This window comes from Pseudomonas sp. Tn43 (assembly GCF_014192635.1).
Classification (GTDB): Bacteria; Pseudomonadota; Gammaproteobacteria; order Pseudomonadales; family Pseudomonadaceae; genus Aquipseudomonas.
In genome coordinates this window covers 729172-747784 of sequence record NZ_JACHYG010000002.1, presented here as the reverse complement: position 1 = coordinate 747784, position 18613 = coordinate 729172, and the positions used below count along the sequence as shown (strand labels likewise).

The following is an 18613-nucleotide window of genomic DNA, read 5'->3' as shown; positions in this document are numbered from 1 at the left end:
GTATGAGGTTCAGCATGTGGCGCAGGTAACCACATTCGAGGCCGAGACCTCACGGCCAACGACAGCCCTTACATAGACAAGGGCGCTCCCCTTAGTCCGAGCAAGCCGCACGACCCTCACACGCGAGGGGCCTCGGGCAGGCGCTCACCATCGCGCACGACAAATTTGGCGGGATACTGTGTGACGAGAACCTCGACCTCATCTTCCGGCTGTCCGGTGGATGTGCTCCAAATCAAACTCACCTTTTTGGCCAGAGACAGGATGGCTCCGTCGCTGCGGCCATCACGTATGTGGCAGAAGAGCAGTGTTTCGGAAGTGGGCTCTCCCGAACGGTAGGTGTTTTCGGAAGTGCTTTCATGGAATACGACGCTGATTAAGTCGAGCGGCGAAAGGATGATCTCTCTAATCGCCTTAGTGAACTCGCTCGCGAGCTCGGCCTTAACGCTAGCTTCGATTCCGACTTTGCACTCGCAAATAATGACGGGCATTTTTTTGTCTCCGAGGGAAGTTTTTTGAGCCCGCAGTCTCTCGGAACGTCGCCGCTGGTGATTGCAATGCGGCGCCATCCTTACTTGAAAGTGCCATAACATGGATTTCTGGCCGAGACGCTTGCCTATGCGTCAAAAACTTTGCCGAAGGATTTGAGCTGGATCGCAAGGCACATATCGATGCCGACCGGGTGCTCGGAGACATGATTCGAGGGCCAATGAGCAGCTGTCAGGTAGGCGGCGGGCGATACCTCTTTGAGGTTGCGCAATGTTTCGGGAAAACCCTGGGCGCAGGCAACTCGTTCATATGGAGAAAGGGATTGTGTGTGGGGGGGAAGCTTGGGAAGCGCTACCACATCAAGATCCGACGTGGATTTTGGTCAAGCCCCCAACCTTCACCAAGGCGTATCGGAATAATTGCTTGAACCAAGTCCGACATTTTTCCGCTGTCGTTAACGCCTCGCGTTGTTCGATTCCGCTTAGAAAGTCGAACTGGTCGTGGCAATTTGTCGTAGATGGACAGCCGGCCATGCGTTGGCAGGGGTTCTTTTTTGAAGATTCTCAAGATCTGCGAAAGCGTGCTCTGGCGACCTTTCTTCAGGCTCAGTCTGCGGAACTCGGCCCACTGATCAAACACTGCTTCAAAAGTGTGCTCCGCTGCGCTACGAACTGCGCGACGCTGCTGTTTACGATGCTCATAAGGGTGACGCCCTGAGCAACCAAAGCACGCGCCTCATCACGGCGACGGTGCTTGTCCGAATTCAAGACTCTCATTCGAGACTCAATTCAGGACTTAAAAGCACTGGATGGCGCTGGATTTCAGTGGTTCACGCCGGAACGAAAAAAGGACCCGAAGGTCCTGATTTCAACTTCTACATACTTCAATGGAAGTCTATAGAAAAATAATTGGAGCGGGAAACGAGACTCGAACTCGCGACCCCGACCTTGGCAAGGTCGTGCTCTACCAACTGAGCTATTCCCGCGTCTTGGTGAGGCGCATTCTATAGAATCCACATCCCCCGTCAACCCCTTGATTCAAAAAAAGTTTATTTCTTTTCCACGTCCGTCTTCAGATGCGGCCAGGCAGCCCGCAAGTATTGGACCATGGACCACAACGTCAGGCCGGCGGACACCAGCAACAAGGCGTACCCCATCAGGACCCAGAAGCTGAAGTCCGAAGGGTTGGCCAGCAGGATCACCAGCGCCAGCATCTGCGCGGCGGTTTTCCATTTGCCCAGGTTCGACACCGCTACATGGGCACGGGCACCGAGTTCGGCCATCCACTCGCGCAGCGCCGAGACAACAATTTCGCGACCGATGATAACGGCGGCCGGCAGTGTGAGCCACAGGTTGCCATGTTCTTGCACCAGCAGAACCAGTGCAACGGCGACCATCAACTTGTCTGCAACAGGATCGAGGAAGGCCCCGAACGGTGTGCTTTGTTCCAGACGACGGGCCAGATACCCGTCGAGCCAGTCGGTCGCGGCGGCAAAGGCGAAAACCGAGGCAGACGCCAGATAGCTCCAGTGGTAAGGCAAGTAAAACAGCAAAATGAAGATCGGGATGAGCAGAACGCGTAGAACGGTAATCAGATTAGGGATATTCATCGGCACAACTGGCTACGAGGTGAGTTGGGCATTCTACTCGCTGTGCAGATTTGCATAAATCAACTCTGCGAGCTTTTTGCTGATTCCGGGTGCTTTGGCGATCTCTTCGATGCTGGCACGAGACAGCTCCTGCAATCCACCAAAATGTTTTAACAAATCGCGCCGACGCGTCGGTCCGACACCGGCAACGCCCTCAAGTGTAGACGTGCGGCGAGTTTTGCCACGACGTGCGCGGTGCCCCGTAATGGCGAAACGGTGGGCTTCGTCGCGGATCTGCTGGATCAAATGCAGCGCGGGGGAATCGCCACGCAAGGTGAATTCATGCGCCGCGTCATTGAGGTACAGGGTTTCAAAACCGGCCTTGCGCGTTGCGCCCTTGGCAACACCCAGCAAAATCAGGTCGGGTACAGCCAGTTCGTTAAGCACATCACGAGCCATTGACAGCTGGCCTTTACCGCCGTCGACCAGCAGGATGTCTGGCAACTTGCCCTCGCCCTCCTTCAGTTTACTGAAGCGTCGGGTCAAGGCCTGGTGCATCGCGGCATAGTCATCGCCCGGCGTAACCCCTTCGATGTTGTAGCGGCGGTAGTCGGACTTGATCGGGCCTTCCGGGCCGAACACCACGCAGGACGCCACAGTGGCCTCGCCGCTGGAATGGCTGATGTCATAGCACTCAAGACGTTGCGGTGGCTCGTCCAGTTTCAGCACTTCGGCCAAGGCATCGAAACGTGCCGAAACGTGTTGGCGGTTAGCCAGACGTGCGCCCAACGCTTGTTCGGCATTGGTGACTGCCAATTGCTGCCAGCGCGCCCGGGTGCCGCGGACTCGATGGCTGATGGTCAATTCACGACCGCGCAGCGCTTCGATGGCTGCGATCAGGGTCGGAAAATCTTCGTGAACCACGTTGACGATCAGCTCGCTTGGCAAGTCCCGCTCAGGACTGCTGATGAAGTATTGGCCAAGAAACGCTGCCATGACTTCAGAAACGTCTTCCTCAATACCCACCTGCGGAAAGAAGTTCTTACTCCCCAACACCCGACCACCGCGCACGCTGATCAAGTGTACGCAGGCGCCGCCTGGGTTGACGAACGCCGCGATCACATCGACATCGCCTGTTCCGCCTTCCATGCTTTGCTGGTCCTGGACCCGACGCAGCAATGAGATCTGATCACGCAATTCGGCGGCGCGCTCGAATTCGAGATTGACCGCCGCTTCCTCCATGGCCGCAGACAACTCGTCCGCCAGAGCGTTGCTGCGTCCTTCAAGAAACATCACCGAATGGCGTACGTCTTCGGCATACACCTCGGGTTCCACCAGCCCCACACACGGCGCCTTGCAGCGTTTGATCTGGTATTGCAGACAAGGACGCGCCCGGTTCTTGTAGAAGCTGTCTTCACACTGACGAACAAAAAACGCCTTTTGCAGCAGGCTCAGGCTTTCGCGAATCGCCCCGGCGCTGGGATAAGGACCGAAATATTTGCCCTTGGCCTTTTTCGCCCCGCGATGAATGCTCAAGCGTGGGAACTGGCCATCCGAAAGAAAGACATAAGGGTAGGATTTGTCGTCGCGCAGCAGGATGTTGTACGGCGGACGCCATTCCTTGATCAGCGTCTGCTCAAGCAGCAAGGCTTCGGTTTCGTTGGCCGTGATGGTGGTTTCGACCTGGGCGATACGGCCTACCAGCGCAGCGGTCTTGGGGGCAAGACCTGTTTTGCGGAAATAGCTCGCCAAACGCTTCTTGAGATTTTTCGCTTTGCCGACATACAGCAGGCGCGCCTCGCTATCGAGCATGCGATAGACGCCCGGCCGACCACTGACCGTCGACAGAAAAGCACTTGGATCGAAGATTTCAGTCATTTTCAGAGGCTGGCATCAACCATGCCGTGACGAACCGCCAACAGCGTCAATTCGACATCGCTGCTGATCGAAAGCTTCTCGAAAATACGGTAACGGTAGGTATTCACTGTTTTTGGCGACAGACACAGTTTGTCGGAAATGATCTGCACCTTCTGACAACCGACAATCATCAACGCAATCTGGATTTCCCGCTCCGACAAGGCGTCGAAGGGCGAATCATTGGTTGGCTGGAACGACTTGATCGCCAGTTGCTGGGCAATCTGCGGGCTGATATAGCGTTGCCCGGCAAACACCAGGCGAATGGCCTGGACCATTTCCGGTAATCCGGCGCCCTTGGTCAGGTAACCTGCGGCACCGGCCTGCAACAGCCGGGTAGGAAACGGATCTTCTTCACACACGGTGACCGCGACGACCTTGATGTCCGGATGACTGCGCAATAACTTGCGCGTGGCTTCAAGACCGCCGATCCCGGGCATCTTGACGTCCATCAGCACTACATCAGGTTTCAACTCGCGCGCTTTAAGCAGGGATTCCTCCCCTGACTCAGCCTGGCCGACTACTTGCAGGCCATCGATGTCAGCCAGCATTCGTGTAATGCCTGTACGAACGAGATCATGGTCATCGACTACTAGCACCCTAATCAAGCAGACACCTCGCGAATTGGTCTTATTGGTTGTCGGACACCTTAGCAAAAAGCAACTGGCAGACCTAGCGGAAAGCAGCATATAAAAAGTGTCAAATCTTCTTGCGAGGCTTGCCACCAGTGTGTTTCAGCGATGCAGTCCATTGATATCACGCTGCATTCTCAGGAAACACTGGTCTTTGCCGACCACCTTCAGGCCTTTTCTTTCGTAAAGCTTTTTTGCCGGATTATTTTCAAAGACCGTCAGACGCAATGCCGGACGTCGTTCCTTGCATGCCATGGCGAATACTTGATCGATCGCCCAGGAACCGGCGCCCTGCCCCTGGTACGCTGCTGATACATGCAATTCGCGGATATACAAGGCGTTGGCGTCACGGCTCAGGCTGACATAACCCATCAGTGTGTCATCACGCACGATCAACCAGTTTTCCCGCCCCTCCCAGGCGACATCAAAGGCCTCGTCCAGCCACAACAGCTGATGTTGAATGTAGTAACGAAGCATATTTCGACAAGTCAGGTCACGGGCAAAGTCCAGGTCCCTGGACGTTGCCGGACGCAATTCGAAACCCATTCAAGCCTCCGCCACAGCCACGATTTGCTCTTTCCAGCCGTCAGCATTGCGGCGAGCAATAACCATCAGGCTTCTGCGTAACCCCGCCATGATAGTCGTTAGACCGTCATCGATCGATGCTGTATCAGGAGCGTAACCGTTTTTTTGATCAGCACCCACCGATGTACTCAAGCGATAGACAAGCCCATGATCATCGATAGCATTTTCTGATTGAATCCGCGTACCAGCCTCTAGTAAGCTCGGCGCATTCATCGGAGACAGACCATGCTCAACGCCCTCTCACAGCTTCGTACCGCCAGCGCCCCGCGCTCGGTTGCGGCTGCCCGGGCGAATGACGTTTGTACTTCGGTCAGCTTTTATTTTGGGTATTGGTTTAGCCACTGGCGCGCCTGATACCCACACGGCGCCCACTTCAAACGGGTCGCCACCAGAGAATTCTCAACCCCCGGTCGGCCTCCCGACCGGGGGTTTTGTTTTTTCAGCCCTGAACATTTTTGCGTCACACCCGACAATTTGAGGATTCACGACATGAACTACGCCACTTATTACCGTTACGACAGTTTTTCCGCCTGGCGATTTACCAGCCTCCGCTCGGGACAGCCTGCCGCCTCCGATCGGTCACCCACAGGTGGCAAGCACACACACGCAGCCAATCCGGCCAATTGTCGAACACCCCAATAGGGCCGAGCACGCGGGAACGAACCCGCCGCCAGCCCAGGAAGCCCGAATATGAACTCGTCCGTCTCTGCTCTGCCGCTGTCCACTCTGAACCCCGCCAATGAAGCGCTGACGTTGCGTCTGCCCAGCTCATTGCAGCTCAAACAGCAATTACCCCTCAGTAACGCCCTGACCCGGCAAGTCGCCGCCCACCGCCAAGCGGTTCGCGCGATCCTCAACGGTGAAGACTCCCGTCTGCTGGTCATCGTCGGTCCGTGCTCGATTCACGATCCCCGTTCCGCCCTCGAATACGCCACTCACCTTGCCCGCCTGGCCGCCGAAGTCAGCGACGAGATGCTGCTAGTGATGCGCGCCTACGTCGAAAAACCGCGCACCACGGTGGGATGGAAAGGCCTGGCCTACGACCCGCACCTGGATGGCAGCGACGACATGGCCGGCGGTTTGACGCTGTCCCGGGAATTGATGCGCGAAATGCTCCAGTTGGGCTTACCCGTTGCCACCGAGCTGCTGCAACCGATGGCCGCCGGCTACTTCGACGACCTGCTGAGCTGGGTCGCCATTGGCGCCCGCACCACCGAATCACAGATCCACCGGGAAATGGCCAGCGGCCTGAGCATGCCGGTAGGGTTCAAGAATGGTACCGACGGCGGTGTGGCTGTCGCCAGCGACGCCATGCGCTCGGCCGCCCATCCGCATCGTCATTTCGGCGTCGATAGCCAAGGGCACCCTGCAATTATCCAGACACAGGGCAACCCAGATACCCACTTGGTATTGCGTGGCGGCCATCGCGGGCCGAACTACGACCGTGACAGCATCGCTCAAGTGCACAGCGATTTGACCCGGCTCAAGATTCCGGCGCGGATCATGGTCGACTGCAGCCACGCCAACAGCGGCAAAGACCCATTGCGTCAGCCAGCGGTATTCAACGACGTGCTTGAACAGCGCTTGCAGGGTGATCGATCGTTGATTGGCATGATGATCGAAAGCCATCTGTTCGAAGGTTGCCAAGCGCTGAGCCCGTCGCTGCGTTACGGGGTGTCGGTAACGGATGGCTGCCTCGGCTGGACCGGTACAGAACAATTGTTGCAGCAGGCAGCCGAGCAACTTCGTGCGCAGCGTTGTACCCAACAATCGAAATGACCAGTCGTTGCCGCCATCCAGTTCTCCAAGCGAAAACGGGATGGCGGTTGCCTTGAACCGGTTACGACTGCACGTGTACCAACGTGACTTCGGACTGTTGGCTCACATCATCGAGACGTTCGACCGAATAGGCTACCCGGACCGTCAAATCCCGATGCTCGCGCCAAAACCTGTAAGGAACGATAAATACCAGCGGTTGACCGGCCATTTCTTTGGAGATCTCACGATCATCGCGATGATTGAAATACTCCCCGTCACATTTCAGATAAACCAGTTCACCCTCTTCTGCCTGGGCATTGTCGATCACGACGGTGACACCATCGATTGCATCTTGCAGATCCAGCCACCCCTCATCAGCCTCCAGCACCGAGGGCGGCAACAGCGGTCCTCGCTCCAGAGGGCCGATCAATAACTGTGCAGGCTCCGAGAAGCGAGGCGCTTGGCCTTCTTGCTCGACGCAATAGCTGATCGTAACGGTTGCACCAAGGTCAGGGGCAATCGATTCGGGCCTGACCCAAAACGACAGTTCGCCACCCACTGCAAAAGACTCGATTTTCAATGCGTCTTTGAAGCTCGATTGTGGCGTACCGCCAGCCCAGGACAGCAAGACCCGATCTCCAGCCGCCATCCGGGAATACGGCCTGATCGTAACGCGCGCGCCCTCGGCGCCCCTGTCGGGATCGAGTGCGCCGCCCACCGCATCGTTCACAATCACAGGCAGCAAATCCGGCCGGACATCACCGACATTCAACTGTAAACGCCTGGACTCCAAAGGCTTACGATGAAGCGCACTGTACAAGGTGTAGTAAACCTCGAGCGATCCGCCGTCCAGTGCGGCGATGTGTACGTCCGACACCTTAAAGACAATGATCCTGTCCACCTGGGCTTCGCTGACAAACCGCGTTACTTCATGCCGATACCCCTGACCCTCGGCATCGATACCTGACCAGGACAAGACCAGCTTGTCGCCGCAGGCCATGGCCTGATAGGGCGCAACAGTGACAATGGCTTTCCTTTCGGATGGATCCAGCATGGCATTTTCCGCCTGCTCCAGCCGTGGTGGCGCCATGCATTGCTCTACAACGTTCACGTTTGCCGCTTCGTAAATAGTCATTCATACGCTCCGGTCCTTGGAATAGATGCCGCCTTGAAGGTCAGCATCGAACGAAACCTATTGAACCCCACGACGCTGATTCGTGATGCAGGGCAAAGGCGTCGGTTTGCGCGGAAAAACGACGTCTCACAAGTAGGTCATTGCGAGGAAGCGATCAACCATCGTCAAAAAGATGTCCGGATATTCCGACCAAGGCCTCGTGTTCATCTGAACTTTCGTACTTTTTCTATTCCGTTTTCATCGGGTTACAGCGGCTTTTTCATACATCGCCGAGCAGCTGGTGTGCTTTAGAGTGCCCCCTCGAGCACACACCTGATCTACTGCGAAAAAGGAATCCACATGCTACGGAATGCAACCACTCACTATCCGATCCTGCTGGTTCACGGGCTTTTCGGCTTCGATCGCATCGGCAACCTGGAACTGTTCCATGACGTCAAACTGGCCCTCAGGAGCGCCGGCGCCAGGGTCTTCATCCCGCATCTGTCGGCGACCCACAACAATGAAACCCGCGGCGAGCAACTGTTAGCGCAGATCGATCGGGTACTACGGGGAACCGGTGCAAGCAAAGTCAACCTGATCGGTCACAGTCAGGGGGCACTGGCGGTACGGTATGCGGGGGCACAAGCACCCGAGATGGTCGCCTCGGTGACCTCGGTCAGCGGGCCGAATCATGGCTCGGAACTGGCCGACTTCCTGCGTAAGGCGTTGATCCCCGGGCGCCTGCCGGAGCACGTTGCCGCAGCGGTGGCCACGCTGTTCGCCGATTTCCTGTCATTGCTCAGTGGCAATCGGCATCTGCCGCAAAACGCCGTTGCCGCGCTCAATGCATTGACCACCGAAGGCGTCGGCACCTTCAATGACAAGTACCCACAAGGGTTGCCGAAAACCTGGGGCGGCAAGGGGCGCGATCAGGTCAATGGCGTGCGCTACTATTCCTGGAGCGGCACTTTGCAGGGAAACACCCTCGATGAGGGACTCCACGCACTCAATCCGCTGCATGGGTTTCTGCGGGCCTTCTCTCACTATTTCACCACCGAAGCCGAGCAGAATGACGGCATGGTCGGTCGATTCAGTTCCCATCTGGGCAAAGTGATCCGTTCGGATTATTCGCTGGATCATCTGGACAGCCTCGGCCAGACAACCGGTCAGGTGCGCCGGGGTATCGACCCGATCTCCTTGTACGTGCAACATGCCGAACGCTTGCGAAATGCCGGCCTATAAAACGCTGCATGAAACAGACGGAACTTTGAGGAAGAAATAGCCCACTGAATCCGGTAGGCTCCGCATTTTATTAAACATTGAATGGAGTATTTTCCCATGGCAAAAGCCACTGCCCGTCACATCCTGGTTTCCAGCGAAGAAAAGTGCAACGAACTCAAGGCCCAGATCGAGGCTGGCGCCGATTTCGCCGAAGTCGCCAAAGCCAACTCATCTTGCCCTTCCAGCCGCCAGGGCGGTGACCTGGGTTCGTTCGGCCCGGGCCAGATGGTCAAGGAATTCGACACCGTGGTCTTCAGCGCACCGATCAACGTAGTGCAAGGCCCGGTCAAGACCCAGTTTGGTTACCACCTGCTGGAAGTGACCAGTCGTCAGGACTGATTAACGCTTTGAGTTTGCTCCATAACGGCCCGCCTTTTGGCGGGCCGTTGTGTTTTCGTTACGTGATACGGCTGGCGAGGGACGCGCCGCTAGCGTACAAATTGTGATTTTCCACTCCCCGGCTCCAAGGCTGACAATGCGACTGGCTTTCCCCACTTTGTTGTTCACTGCCGTGGCGCTGCTATTAAGTGCCGCGGGTGTGAATGCTGCACCGCAACATGCGTTGACCGTGTACGGTGAACCGGCGAAATACCCTGCTGGCTTCAGCCATTTCGCCTACACCAACCCGCAAGCGCCCAAGGGCGGAACGATGCGTCGCTCAGCGGTGGAAATCGGTCATTTCGACCATATCCTGCCGTACATCGACAAGGGCATCGGGGTCACGCAAATCGACGGCTTGATCTACTCGCCCTTGGCCCAGCGCTCGCTGGACGAACCCTATACCGTATACGGCCTGGTGGCGCAGCAGATAGAACGCTCGGACGATGGCTTGTCTCTGCGTTTCTACCTGAACCCGAAGGCCCGTTTCGCCGACGGCAAGCCGATCACCGCCGAAGACGTGCGCTATACCTTCGACTTGCTGATGACTCAGGGCAGCCTGCGCTATCGCACGCAATTCGCCGACGTCAAAGGCGTCGAAATAGAGTCGCCACTCACCATTCGGTTTGACTTCAAGAGCAACGAAAACCGTACCCTGCCCCTCGACCTTGCAACCTTGCCGGTGCTTCCCGAACATTGGTGGAAAACCCGCGACTTTGCCAACGGCGGTGGTTACGAGCTGCCACTGGGCAGCGGGCCGTACCGCGTGAGCAAGGTCGACTCCGGGCGCAGCATCACCTTCGAGCGTAACGCCGATTGGTGGGCCAAGGATTTACCGGTCAGCCGCGGCCTCTACAATTTCGATCATTTCAGCATCGAGTATTTCGGCGATACCGACGTCGCCCGTCAGGTCTTGCGAGGGGGCGCCTACGATTACAACCGCGAATTCTCCGCCACCGCCTACTCCATTGGCTATGAGAGCCCGGCCCTGAGCGACGGTCGTCTGCAAAAGGCGCACTTGGCCAAAGAGGCACCGCAAGCGGCCCAGGGTTTTGTGTTCAATCTGCAAAACCCGATGTTCCAGGACCGTCGAGTGCGCCAGGCGCTGGCCATGCTCTGGGATTTCGAGTGGAGCAACCGGCAGATGATGCGCGAGATGTACATCCGCCAGCAGAGCTACTTTTCCAATACCAACCTCGCTGCCCGAAAACTGCCCGATGCTGGCGAACTCGCCATTCTCGAACCGCTGCGCGGGCAGATCCCCGATGAAGTCTTCACCCAGGTCTTCGAAGCGCCGAAAACCGACGGCAGCGGCCTGATTCGCGACAAACAGTTGCAAGCCCTGGGGTTGCTCCAACAAGCCGGGTGGAAACCCGATGGCGATCAACTGGTCAACGCCCAAGATCAGCCGCTGAGCTTCACATTCCTGATCAGCCAGAACGGCATGGAGCGTTTACTGCTGCCTTATAAGCGCACCCTGAAACAAATCGGCATCGACCTGAATATTCGCCGCATCGACGCCTCCCAGTACGTCAACCGCCTGATGTCCCGGGACTACGACATGATCGTCACCGGCTACCCGGTTACCACATCGCCGGGCAACGAGTTGTACAACTACTTTGGCTCGGCGGCCGCCAACGATCCCGGTTCCAACAACTACATGGTGCTGAAGAACCCGGCGGTCGATACGCTGGTCAACGGCCTGGTCCGCGCCACTACCCAGGCTGACATGCTGCGCTACGCCCATGCCCTGGACCGTGTCCTGCAATGGAACTTCTATTGGATTCCCAATTATTACCCGCCAGGCAGCTCGACCGTGTGGTGGAACCGCTTTGGCATCCCCTCTGTACAGGCAAGCAATGACGAAGCTATCGAGAGTTGGTGGGAAGTGAGCACCACGCCCCTGACCAATGAACAGATGACCGCCGAACTGATCAGACGCGGCCAACCCGGAGGGCCGCGTTGATGTGGGCTTACATACTGCGGCGCTTGCTGCTGATCATTCCGACGCTGGTGATCATTCTTCTGGTCAATTTTGTCATCGTCCAGGCCGCGCCCGGTGGCCCGGTGGAACAGGCCATCGCGCAATTGCAGGGCATTGGCGCTGCGAGTGTCGGTGGCGGTTCCAGCGAAACCATGCACGGCAGCTCACGGGCCAGCCGAGGGCTCGACCCGCAGCTGATCAAAGAGATTGAAAAGCAATATGGCTTCGACAAACCGGCCCCGGAGCGTCTGTGGCTGATGCTCAAGAGCTACGCCCACCTCGACTTCGGCAAGAGCTTTTTTCGCGGTGCCACGGTTACTGACCTGATTCTGGAAAAAATGCCGGTGACCATTTCCCTCGGGCTTTGGGCCACGCTGATCACTTATCTGGTATCGATTCCCTTGGGCATCCGCAAAGCCGTGCACCATGGCAGCCATTTCGATATCTGGAGCAGCACCGCGATCATCATCGGTTATGCAATGCCGGCCTTCCTGTTCGCGATGTTCCTGATCGTGGTGTTCGCCGGCGGTACCTCATTGAACTGGTTCCCGGTGCGCGGGCTGGTCTCGGACAACTTCGAGTCGCTGTCGACCCTGGGCAAAATCGCCGATTACTTCTGGCACCTGGTGCTGCCGGTGACGGCGCTGGTGGTGGGCGGTTTCGCCACCCTGACGATCCTCACCAAGAACTCCTTCCTCAATGAAATCACCCGCCAATACGTGGTCACCGCCCGCGCCAAGGGTTTGAGCGAGCGCCAGGTGCTTTACGGCCATGTGTTTCGCAACGCCATGCTGCTGGTAGTGTCGGGGATTCCGCAGGCGTTCATCAGCGTATTTTTTGCCGGCTCGCTGCTGATCGAGGTGATTTTCTCCCTCGATGGCCTGGGTCGCATGAGTTACGAAGCGGCGGTGTCACGGGACTATCCGGTGGTCTTCGGCTCGCTGTTCATCTTTACCTTGTTCGGCCTGCTGATAAAACTCATCGGCGACCTGTGCTACACCCTGGTCGACCCGCGCATCGACTTCGCCGCGAGGAATGCCTGATGTTCAAGCTCTCGCCGCTGGGCCGTCGCCGTTTCGAGCGTTTCAAGAAAAACCGCCGTGGCTGGTGGTCGCTGTGGTTGTTTGTCGGCCTGTTTCTGCTGACCCTGGGCGGCGAGCTGATCGCCAACGACCAACCGCTGGTGGTCAGTTATCAGGGCTCGCTGTACTTTCCGGCGTTCAAACGCCACACCGAGCAGGAGTTTGGTGGGCAACTGCCGTTCCAGGCCGATTTCCGCAGCGATTACGTACAGAAGCTGATTCATAAGGACGGCGGCTGGATGCTGTTTCCTCCGATCCCGTTCAGCGACGACACGCCCAATTACGACCTCAACCAACCGGCGCCGAGCCCGCCGTCGAAGGTCAACTGGCTGGGCACTGACGATCAGGCCCGCGACGTACTGGCCCGGGTGATTTTCGGGGCGCGGGTGTCGATTCTGTTCGCGTTGGCGCTGACCTTCATCAGCGCCTTGATCGGCATCACCGCCGGGGCGCTGCAAGGCTATTACGGTGGCTGGGTCGACCTGCTGGGCCAGCGCTTGCAGGAGGTCTGGTCGGGGCTGCCGGTGCTGTACCTGTTGATCATTCTGTCCGGCTTCGTCGAGCCGAATTTCTGGTGGCTGCTGGGGATCATGGCGCTGTTTTCCTGGCTGGCTTTGGTGGATGTGGTGCGCGCCGAATTCCTGCGCGGGCGCAACCTGGAATACGTCAAGGCCGCCCGTGCACTGGGCCTGACCGACCGCAAAGTGATCGTGCGGCACATCCTGCCCAACGCGATGAATGCGACCCTGAGTTATTTGCCGTTCATTTTGACCGGGGCGATTTCCACCCTCACGGCACTGGACTTTCTCGGCTTCGGCATGCCGGCCGGCAGTGCATCGCTGGGCGAATTGATCAGTCAAGGCAAGCAGAACCTGCAAGCGCCGTGGCTGGGGCTGACGGCGTTTTTCACCCTGGCGCTGATTCTTTCTTTATTGGTGTTTATCGGGGAGGCATTACGTGATGCCTTTGATCCTCGGTCTTGAAGCGGATTATTGATATGAGCGACAACCTGATCGAAATCCGTGACCTCAACGTGGCCTTCAGCGGCCAGACCGTGGTACACAATCTGTGCCTGGACATCCGCCCCGGCGAGTGCCTGGCGCTGGTCGGCGAGTCGGGTTGCGGCAAGTCGGTGACTGCCCACTCGATCCTGCAACTGCTGCCTGAAAACGGCACGACAACCACCGGCAGCATTCGCTATCGAGGTCAGGAGTTGATCGGCGCCGATATCAAGACCTTGCGCGAGCTGCGCGGCAACCGGATTGCGATGATCTTCCAGGAGCCGATGAGCTCACTAAACCCGCTGCACAGCGTTGAAAAACAGATCGGCGAAACCCTGCTGCTGCACCGAGGGTTGGGTGGCAAAGCGGCACAAGCAAGGATTCTGGAGTTGTTGCAACTGGTAGGCATCCAGAAGCCCGAAGAACGGCTCAAGGCGTATCCCCATCAATTGTCTGGCGGTCAACGGCAACGAGTGATGATCGCCATGGCCCTGGCTTGCGAGCCGCAATTGCTGATCGCCGACGAGCCGACCACCGCGCTGGATGTGACGGTGCAGCGCAAGATCCTGTCGCTGCTCAAATCCCTGCAGCAGCGGCTTGGCATGTCGCTGCTGCTGATCAGCCACGACCTCAATCTGGTGCGCAGCATGGCCCAGCGGGTGTGCGTGATGCACGCCGGGGAAATCGTCGAGCAGGCACCTTGCGAAACGCTGTTCACCGAACCGAAACACCCTTACAGCAGCATGCTGCTGAACGCCGAGCCGGAAGGTGAAGCGCTGCCCCGGGGCGAACGTGAAAACGTGCTGGAAGTGGATAATCTGCACGTACGGTTCACCATCGGCGGCGGCCTGTTCCAGCGTAAAACCTATCTATGCGCGGTGGATGGCATCAGTCTGAATGTTCAGCATGGCAAGACGCTGGGCATCGTCGGTGAATCCGGTTCGGGCAAATCCACCCTCGGTCAGGCGATCCTGCGCTTGCTCGATTCGCAAGGCAGCATTCGCTTTCAGGGCGAGGCCCTTGATGGCCTGACGCAAAAGCAGCTACGGCCGTGGCGCAAAAAAATGCAGGTCGTGTTCCAGGACCCCTTCGGCAGCCTCAGCCCACGAATGTCCGTGGCGCAGATCATCAGTGAAGGCCTTGAAGTTCATAGCCAATCCACCCCGCACGAATGCGAAGCCCAGGTGATCCGGGTGCTGGAAGAAGTCGGCCTCGACCCGCAAAGTCGTCATCGCTACCCTCACGAATTCTCCGGCGGCCAACGCCAACGCATTGCCATTGCCCGCGCACTGGTGCTGAAACCAGCGCTGATCCTGCTCGACGAGCCGACCTCGGCGCTGGACCGCACGGTGCAAAAACAAGTGGTCGCCCTGCTCCGTCAGCTTCAGGAAAAATACGGCCTGACCTACCTGTTCATCAGTCATGACCTGGCGGTGATACGCGCACTGGCCCACGACATGATCGTGATCAAGGATGGCAAAGTAGTGGAAAGCGGCGCCAGCCACACGGTGTTCGACTCGCCGCAGCACCCGTATACCAAAGAGCTGTTGGCGGCGGCGCGTCCGGGGTGGGCATAATCTGCGTCATATCGTTGGACCGCGTCGCGGCCTTCGCGGGCAAGCCTCGCTCCTACAGGTCGAGGTGATCGTAGGAGCGAGGCTTGCCCGCGAAGGCACCCGAACAAACACCACACATCCTGGACAGTGAAGCCCGATGAACACCACCGAAAGCCTCAAGGACTACCAGCGCGTTCGTACCCTGGCGATCCGCTCGCTGTTCGAAATCATCGAGCAATCGAGCGAAGGCACGGTGATTGTCGACCGCGATGCGAACATCGTCTGGATGAACGAGCGTTATGCCCGGCGTTTCGGTCTCGAGTCGGCCGCAGGTGCGATTGGCCGGGCCTGTGAAAGCGTGATCCCTGGCAGCCTGTTGCGAGAGGTGGTGCGCACCGGACGGCCCATCCTGCTGGACATGCAAGACACCCCCAAGGAACCGCTGGTGGTGATGCGTCTGCCGATTCATGACGATGCCGGCGCAGTGATTGGCGCCATCGGCTTTGCCCTGTTTGATGAGTTGCGCAGCCTGTCGCCGATGCTCAAGCGCTACCTGAGCATGCAGGAAGAACTCGCCTCCACCCGCTCGCTGCTGCGGGCACGGCAGACCAAATACAACTTCGCCCATTTCATCGGCACCAGCGCCGCCAGCCTGGAAGTCAAACGCCGCGCCCGGCGTAGCGCCAGCGCCGAGTCACCGGTGTTGCTGCTGGGCGAAACCGGTACCGGCAAAGAGTTGCTGGCCCAGGCGATTCACGACGCCTCGCCTCGGGCACACAAAGCCTTCGTCAGCATCAACAGCGCGGCGATCCCTGAGTCGCTGCTGGAAGCCGAGTTCTTTGGCACCGCCCCCGGCGCATTCACCGGCGCCGATCGCAAGGGCCGCACCGGCAAATTGCAAATTGCTCAGGGCGGCACGCTGTTTCTCGATGAGATCGGCGACATGCCGCTGCCGCTGCAAAGCAAATTGCTACGGGTGTTGCAGGAAAAGGAATTCGAGCCCGTGGGTTCCAATGAAGTGATTCAGAGCGATGTGCGGGTAATCGCGGCGACCTCCACCGACCTGGAAGCGGCGATCAAACGCGGCGAGTTTCGTGCCGATTTGTATTACCGCCTGAATGTGCTGCCGATTCAGGTCCCGCCCCTGCGCGATCGCCTCGACGACGTGCCGGCCCTCAGTGAAGCGATTCTCGAAGAGTTGCGCAGTCAGCACGAACTGGACCGCGAAGCCCTGGATTTGTTGGGCCAACATGCCTGGCCGGGGAACATCCGCGAACTGCGCAATGTGCTGGAGCGCGCGGCGTTGCTCAGTGATGATTTGATGCTGAACGTGGCGGATATCCGCGCGGCGATTGGCAGTTTTATCCCGGTGCAACGTGTGGCGCCCTTGGCCATCGAACCGGTGACCCATGAAACCTTCAGTGAGGCTCGCGAACGGTTTGATCGACAGTTGATTGAATCTGCCCTCGCGCAATGCGATGGGAAGGTTATCGAAGCGGCGGCGCGATTGGGGCTGGGGCGGTCGACGTTGTACAAGAAGATGGTGGCGTTGGGGATTGCCGAGTCTCCATAAAGAGACACTGATCTCCATTGGTAGACAGGCCTCTTCGCGGGCAAGCCTCGCTCCAACGGGTAAGGCAAATGGCGCGAAAATCCCCAATCCTGTAGGAGCGAGGCTTGTCCGCGGAAGCATCAGCCCAGCCACCAAAAATCTCAATACAGAGACAAAAACCCACGCAACTGTCTCACCAACAAATAATTTACTTAAATTTCAATAACTTATCTTCTGGCACGAAACTCGCTAAAGCCCTCTCCTACAAAAGATCCACCCTACAAAAATAACAATCGAAGGAGACACACCATGAGTGTGATCATTGCCTTGGCAGCTCTCACGCTGCTGATGGTGGCTGCTTACCGTGGCTACAGCGTTATCCTCTTTGCTCCGATCGCCGCCCTCGGCGCCGTCCTGCTCACCGACCCTTCCGCCGTTGCCCCCGTCTTCACCGGGGTGTTCATGGAAAAAATGGTCGGCTTCGTCAAACTGTATTTCCCGGTGTTCCTGCTCGGCGCCGTGTTCGGCAAGCTGATCGAGTTGTCGGGTTACTCGCGCTCCATCGTCGCGGCGGCCATTCGCGTGCTTGGCACTCGCCAAGCCATGCTGGTGATCGTATTGGTCTGCGCCCTGCTCACTTATGGCGGCGTATCGCTGTTTGTGGTGGTGTTTGCGGTTTATCCGTTCGCCGCCGAGATGTTCCGTCAGAGCAATATTCCCAAGCGCCTGATCCCGGCGACCATCGCCCTTGGCGCATTCTCCTTCACCATGGATGCCCTGCCCGGCACGCCGCAGATCCAGAACATCATCCCCAGCACCTTCTTCAACACCACCGCCTGGGCCGCACCGTGGCTGGGTGTGATCGGCACGATTTTCGTGTTCTGCGCCGGCATGCTGTTCCTGCAGAGTCAGCGCAATAAAGCTCAACGCAGCGGTGAAGGGTATGGCTCAGCACTGCGCAACGAACCGGAAACCGCGCCGGACATCAAGCTGCCCAACCCATGGATCGCCTTGTCGCCGCTGTTGATGGTGGGGCTGATGAACCTGCTGTTCACCCGCTGGATTCCGCTGTGGTACGGCAAAACCCACAGCGTCGCACTGCCAGGCATGGCAACCCCCGTGACCACCGACATCGCCAAGTTGACGGCGATCTGGGCGGTGCAAGCGGCCTTGCTGGTGGGCATCGTCATGGTGCTGGTGTTCAGCTTTCAGACGATTCGCAGAAAGTTGGCCGAAGGCAGTAAAAGTGCGGTCAGCGGCGCACTGCTGGCAGCCATGAACACCGCGTCCGAATACGGTTTCGGTGCAGTGATCGCCTCGCTGCCAGGTTTTCTGGTGCTGTCCGGCTGGCTCAAGAGCATTCCCGACCCGCTGGTCAACGAAGCGGTTACCGTGACCCTGCTGGCCGGCATCACCGGTTCGGCGTCGGGCGGCATGAGTATTGCGTTGGCGGCGATGTCCGAGACGTTCATCAGCGCCGCCCACGCTGCCAACATTCCATTGGAAGTGCTGCACCGGGTCGCCGCGATGGCCAGTGGCGGCATGGACACCCTGCCGCACAACGGCGCAGTGATTACGTTGCTGGCGGTCACCGGTTTGACCCACCGCGAGGCCTACAAAGACATTTTCTGTATTACGCTGATCAAGACACTCGCTGTTTTTGTGGTGATCGGTACTTTCTACGCCACTGGCATTGTGTGAG

Annotated in this window: 16 protein-coding genes, 1 tRNA gene and 1 pseudogene; 9 read left to right on the top strand and 9 right to left on the bottom strand. The window is 58.1% G+C overall.

Annotation, left to right across the window (positions count from 1 at the left end):
• Nucleotides 1-116: 116 nt before the first annotated feature.
• The 8 genes and pseudogenes from FHW68_RS07675 to FHW68_RS07645 form a co-directional block, all read right to left on the bottom strand.
• Nucleotides 117-488 carry a tautomerase family protein gene (locus FHW68_RS07675; RefSeq protein ID WP_183679671.1) on the bottom strand — a complete coding sequence of 124 codons (372 nt, stop codon included), beginning with the start codon at nucleotides 486-488 and terminating at the stop codon, nucleotides 117-119.
• Between the two features lie 289 nt (nucleotides 489-777).
• Nucleotides 778-1232 (bottom strand): annotated as a pseudogene (locus FHW68_RS27495) (tyrosine-type recombinase/integrase); the annotation flags it as partial.
• Nucleotides 1233-1395: 163 nt separating this feature from the next.
• Nucleotides 1396-1471, bottom strand: a tRNA-Gly gene (locus FHW68_RS07670).
• Between the two features lie 63 nt (nucleotides 1472-1534).
• The gene (pgsA, locus tag FHW68_RS07665; RefSeq protein WP_008066866.1) at nucleotides 1535-2095 is read right to left on the bottom strand and encodes a CDP-diacylglycerol--glycerol-3-phosphate 3-phosphatidyltransferase; all 561 of its coding nucleotides are present in this window, start codon (nucleotides 2093-2095) and stop codon (nucleotides 1535-1537) included.
• Between the two features lie 33 nt (nucleotides 2096-2128).
• Entirely contained in the window at nucleotides 2129-3952 is a 1824-nt protein-coding gene (gene uvrC, locus FHW68_RS07660; protein WP_095631955.1) for an excinuclease ABC subunit UvrC, read from the bottom strand.
• Between the two features lie 2 nt (nucleotides 3953-3954).
• Entirely contained in the window at nucleotides 3955-4596 is a 642-nt protein-coding gene (uvrY, locus tag FHW68_RS07655; protein ID WP_008015884.1) for a UvrY/SirA/GacA family response regulator transcription factor, read from the bottom strand.
• A gap of 126 nt (nucleotides 4597-4722) precedes the next feature.
• Nucleotides 4723-5166, bottom strand: coding sequence for an N-acetyltransferase (locus FHW68_RS07650; RefSeq protein ID WP_095631954.1), 444 nt, complete (start codon nucleotides 5164-5166; stop codon nucleotides 4723-4725).
• The gene (locus FHW68_RS07645) at nucleotides 5167-5418 is read right to left on the bottom strand and encodes a hypothetical protein (RefSeq protein WP_095631953.1); all 252 of its coding nucleotides are present in this window, start codon (nucleotides 5416-5418) and stop codon (nucleotides 5167-5169) included.
• 477 nt (nucleotides 5419-5895) lie between these two features.
• Here FHW68_RS07645 and FHW68_RS07640 point away from each other — a divergent pair, with 477 nt between their 5' ends.
• Nucleotides 5896-6984: a 3-deoxy-7-phosphoheptulonate synthase gene (locus tag FHW68_RS07640; protein ID WP_183679669.1), complete on the top strand. Its 1089-nt coding sequence runs from the start codon at nucleotides 5896-5898 to the stop codon at nucleotides 6982-6984.
• Between the two features lie 61 nt (nucleotides 6985-7045).
• Here FHW68_RS07640 and FHW68_RS07635 read toward each other — a convergent pair whose 3' ends face one another.
• Nucleotides 7046-8098, bottom strand: a complete 1053-nt coding sequence (locus FHW68_RS07635; RefSeq protein ID WP_183679667.1) for a hypothetical protein — start codon at nucleotides 8096-8098, stop codon at nucleotides 7046-7048.
• Between the two features lie 339 nt (nucleotides 8099-8437).
• On the opposite strand from FHW68_RS07635, the gene FHW68_RS07630 reads away from it, so the two are divergent.
• The 8 genes from FHW68_RS07630 (at nucleotide 8438) to FHW68_RS07595 (ending at nucleotide 18612) form a co-directional block, all read left to right on the top strand.
• Nucleotides 8438-9319, top strand: a complete 882-nt coding sequence (locus FHW68_RS07630) for a triacylglycerol lipase (protein ID WP_183679665.1) — start codon at nucleotides 8438-8440, stop codon at nucleotides 9317-9319.
• 96 nt (nucleotides 9320-9415) lie between these two features.
• Nucleotides 9416-9697 carry a peptidylprolyl isomerase gene (locus FHW68_RS07625; protein ID WP_007898306.1) on the top strand — a complete coding sequence of 94 codons (282 nt, stop codon included), beginning with the start codon at nucleotides 9416-9418 and terminating at the stop codon, nucleotides 9695-9697.
• A gap of 136 nt (nucleotides 9698-9833) precedes the next feature.
• Complete coding sequence (locus FHW68_RS07620; RefSeq protein WP_183679663.1) at nucleotides 9834-11702, top strand: extracellular solute-binding protein; 1869 nt, start codon at nucleotides 9834-9836, stop codon at nucleotides 11700-11702.
• Entirely contained in the window at nucleotides 11702-12763 is a 1062-nt protein-coding gene (locus tag FHW68_RS07615) for a microcin C ABC transporter permease YejB (RefSeq protein ID WP_095631948.1), read from the top strand. The genes FHW68_RS07620 and FHW68_RS07615 overlap by 1 nt, the downstream gene beginning before the upstream one ends.
• Complete coding sequence (locus tag FHW68_RS07610) at nucleotides 12763-13785, top strand: ABC transporter permease (protein WP_183679660.1); 1023 nt, start codon at nucleotides 12763-12765, stop codon at nucleotides 13783-13785. Before FHW68_RS07615 ends, FHW68_RS07610 begins: the two co-directional genes overlap by 1 nt.
• Nucleotides 13786-13799: 14 nt before the next feature.
• Nucleotides 13800-15380, top strand: a complete 1581-nt coding sequence (locus tag FHW68_RS07605; protein WP_183679658.1) for an ABC transporter ATP-binding protein — start codon at nucleotides 13800-13802, stop codon at nucleotides 15378-15380.
• Nucleotides 15381-15516: 136 nt separating this feature from the next.
• A complete protein-coding gene (locus FHW68_RS07600) occupies nucleotides 15517-16932 on the top strand; it encodes a sigma-54-dependent Fis family transcriptional regulator (RefSeq protein ID WP_183679656.1) in 1416 nt (471 codons plus the stop codon).
• Between the two features lie 288 nt (nucleotides 16933-17220).
• Entirely contained in the window at nucleotides 17221-18612 is a 1392-nt protein-coding gene (locus tag FHW68_RS07595) for a GntP family permease (RefSeq protein WP_095631945.1), read from the top strand.
• Nucleotide 18613: the final 1 nt, after the last annotated feature.

What these genes read in the sequence shown, in the direction of transcription:
- FHW68_RS07675 (WP_183679671.1), bottom strand. Translation starts at nt 488, where the DNA reads ATGCCCGTCATTATTTGCGAGTGCAAAGTCGGAATCGAAGCTAGCGTT.
- pgsA (WP_008066866.1), bottom strand. Translation starts at nt 2,095, where the DNA reads ATGAATATCCCTAATCTGATTACCGTTCTACGCGTTCTGCTCATCCCG.
- uvrC (WP_095631955.1), bottom strand. Translation starts at nt 3,952, where the DNA reads ATGACTGAAATCTTCGATCCAAGTGCTTTTCTGTCGACGGTCAGTGGT.
- FHW68_RS07650 (WP_095631954.1), bottom strand. Translation starts at nt 5,166, where the DNA reads ATGGGTTTCGAATTGCGTCCGGCAACGTCCAGGGACCTGGACTTTGCC.
- FHW68_RS07645 (WP_095631953.1), bottom strand. Translation starts at nt 5,418, where the DNA reads ATGAATGCGCCGAGCTTACTAGAGGCTGGTACGCGGATTCAATCAGAA.
- FHW68_RS07640 (WP_183679669.1), top strand. Translation starts at nt 5,896, where the DNA reads ATGAACTCGTCCGTCTCTGCTCTGCCGCTGTCCACTCTGAACCCCGCC.
- FHW68_RS07635 (WP_183679667.1), bottom strand. Translation starts at nt 8,098, where the DNA reads ATGACTATTTACGAAGCGGCAAACGTGAACGTTGTAGAGCAATGCATG.
- FHW68_RS07630 (WP_183679665.1), top strand. Translation starts at nt 8,438, where the DNA reads ATGCTACGGAATGCAACCACTCACTATCCGATCCTGCTGGTTCACGGG.
- FHW68_RS07625 (WP_007898306.1), top strand. Translation starts at nt 9,416, where the DNA reads ATGGCAAAAGCCACTGCCCGTCACATCCTGGTTTCCAGCGAAGAAAAG.
- FHW68_RS07620 (WP_183679663.1), top strand. Translation starts at nt 9,834, where the DNA reads ATGCGACTGGCTTTCCCCACTTTGTTGTTCACTGCCGTGGCGCTGCTA.
- FHW68_RS07615 (WP_095631948.1), top strand. Translation starts at nt 11,702, where the DNA reads ATGTGGGCTTACATACTGCGGCGCTTGCTGCTGATCATTCCGACGCTG.
- FHW68_RS07610 (WP_183679660.1), top strand. Translation starts at nt 12,763, where the DNA reads ATGTTCAAGCTCTCGCCGCTGGGCCGTCGCCGTTTCGAGCGTTTCAAG.
- FHW68_RS07605 (WP_183679658.1), top strand. Translation starts at nt 13,800, where the DNA reads ATGAGCGACAACCTGATCGAAATCCGTGACCTCAACGTGGCCTTCAGC.
- FHW68_RS07600 (WP_183679656.1), top strand. Translation starts at nt 15,517, where the DNA reads ATGAACACCACCGAAAGCCTCAAGGACTACCAGCGCGTTCGTACCCTG.
- FHW68_RS07595 (WP_095631945.1), top strand. Translation starts at nt 17,221, where the DNA reads ATGAGTGTGATCATTGCCTTGGCAGCTCTCACGCTGCTGATGGTGGCT.